Here is a 2187-nt window from a genome sequence, read left to right on the forward strand (position 1 = left end):
ATTAATACTCCTCTAAACCGCCCACTTCGATATTCCAGAACTTTCCGCTTTCAGTATTTTCGGTTAGAGCCTTATAAATACCAGTAACGGACTGTTCAACTGTAACTGGAGCGTTCTCGCCACCCATTCTGGTCTGTACCCAACCTGGGTGCAGCGGAGTTACCCTGATATTTCTTTCCGCTAACCTTTGCGCAAGTATAACTGCATACATGTTGATGGCAGCCTTGGACATTCTGTATGCTGGGCCGTTAGGGCCTGCATTGCGAATAAGTGCCATAGCGGTAGAAAGAAACACAACATGGGCATCGTTTTTAAGGTATTTCAGCACACCTTCGGTAAATAACACAGTGCCAGTCGTATTAACAGCAAAGGAAGTATTCAGATGCTCTGCTGTTGGTATTTCGTCTCCCAGGTCGGGACCAACACCTGCATTGTTTATAAGATAATCTACCTGGCTAGCTATTTGCCCTATTTGCTCAATTGCCTGATTGATACTTCCCTCATCACTGATGTCTCCCTTAACAACAGTGAGGTTAGGGTGGGTGAAATTTTCAATGTTACCGGATCGGGTTACGGCAATAACCTGAATACCTTCGTTCAGTAATTTTTCAGTAAGAAAACGTCCGATGCCGTTGCTTGCTCCAGTGATAATTGCTTTTTGAACTTCGTTTGTCATAATTAAAATCTGTTATTTCTTATTGGTCCTAAACTACATCCTTAAAAGCTAAGGGTAGATTCAGGGTTATTTATTTTAAATTTAAAATTGTGTTGGAGGATTTTGTGGCAGGGATCAGTAACTCTCCTGTATACTAGGGAAGTCCGAGGCTCTCACATCGTCAACATATTGTCTGACAGCACTGTTTATGACAGTGTGCAGGTCTGCATATTGCCTGACGAACTTTGGGTTAAAGCCTTTGTTCATCCCCAGCATATCATGGACAACAAGCACTTGCCCATCAGCACCTGCACCTGCGCCAATTCCGATGACAGGAACATGTAATATTGTAGCCACCTCCTGCGCAAGGGATGACGGGATCTTTTCCAGGGTTATGGAATAGCACCCCAATTCCTGTAAAAGAAGCGCGTCTTTCTTCAGCTTTTCTGCTTCTGCATCAGCTTTTGCGCGAACACTGTAATCCCCGTACTTGTTTATGGACTGCGGCATCAGGCCCAGGTGCCCCATCACAGGAATACCGGCATTGATAATCTTTTGAATATCCGATTCTATTTCCTTTCCACCTTCAATTTTCAAGCTGTCAGCACCCGTCTCCTTCATGATCCTTATAGCTGATTTCAAGGATTTATTCGGATTCCCGCTGCACGTGCCGAATGGCATGTCAACAACGACTAATGCCCTTTTTACACCTTTGACAACGGATTTGCCATAAAAGATGATCTCGTCTAAGGTGAGGGGCAGCGTGGTTTTGTTTCCTGCCATGACGTTCGATGCTGAATCTCCCACTAAAATAGCATCCAACCCAGCCTGGTCAAGGATGCTCGCCATCGTGTAATCGTACGCGGTCAGCATTGTAATCTTCTCACCGCGTTCCTTCATCTTCTGAAATGTATGTACAGTTACTTTCCTTTTATCACTCTCAGTGCTAACGGACATGTTATTTTGTTATGAATTGATCTTTTGTTTTAAACCCTTTCCCTTTCTTAGCGACTACTCACCCTTAAGCCACGCGTCCAAGTCCATCAATACCTCACTGTTGATCTGATGTCCCATGTTATACTCATGATAAGTTAACGGCACACCCAGGTTCTGCAGGAGTGCTTTTGCTTGTCTTGCGTAGTGAATAGGCAATGTCCCATCCTGAACCCCGTGGGCAACAAATACCCTCAAGCGGTGCAGTTCTTCGTTCTTGGTCACTGTGGATTGAATGTTCTCCAGAATCCTTCCGCTAAAGGCTATCACCCCATCCACCTCCTTCGGGTGGGTCAATCCAATACTGTAACTCATGATGGCCCCCTGACTGAATCCACCGAGATAAACTTCCTGAAGACCGTACTTTTGTTTAAGCTGCGCTAAAAACTCGCTGATTACTTCTCTGCTGGATAGTTCCTGCTCTGCATCGATGACTGGTTTACCTGTTGAAAAATCCACGTTGTACCAGGCAAACCTTTCAGGACCCAGTGAAAATGTGCCACGGGCTGAAATAATGTAGAACTCATCAGATAAGTGGT

At 44.9% G+C, this 2187-nt stretch carries 3 protein-coding genes; all 3 read right to left on the reverse strand.

The window, feature by feature from the left end; genetic code table 11:
• Position 1 precedes the first annotated feature (1 nt).
• On the reverse strand, positions 2 to 676 hold the full coding sequence (locus LN893_RS20315) for an SDR family NAD(P)-dependent oxidoreductase (RefSeq protein WP_229973231.1): 675 nt from the start codon (positions 674 to 676) through the stop codon (positions 2 to 4).
• Between the two features lie 114 nt (positions 677 to 790).
• Positions 791 to 1612: a 3-methyl-2-oxobutanoate hydroxymethyltransferase gene (gene panB / locus LN893_RS20320; RefSeq protein WP_229973230.1), complete on the reverse strand. Its 822-nt coding sequence runs from the start codon at positions 1610 to 1612 to the stop codon at positions 791 to 793.
• Positions 1613 to 1666: 54 nt separating this feature from the next.
• Positions 1667 to 2187: alpha/beta hydrolase (locus tag LN893_RS20325; RefSeq protein WP_229973243.1), on the reverse strand; the 521-nt coding region annotated here is incomplete at its 5' end.

Origin of the sequence: Pontibacter harenae (assembly GCF_020907245.1) — a bacterium.
In the GTDB taxonomy this organism is placed as follows: domain Bacteria; phylum Bacteroidota; class Bacteroidia; order Cytophagales; family Hymenobacteraceae; genus Pontibacter; species Pontibacter harenae.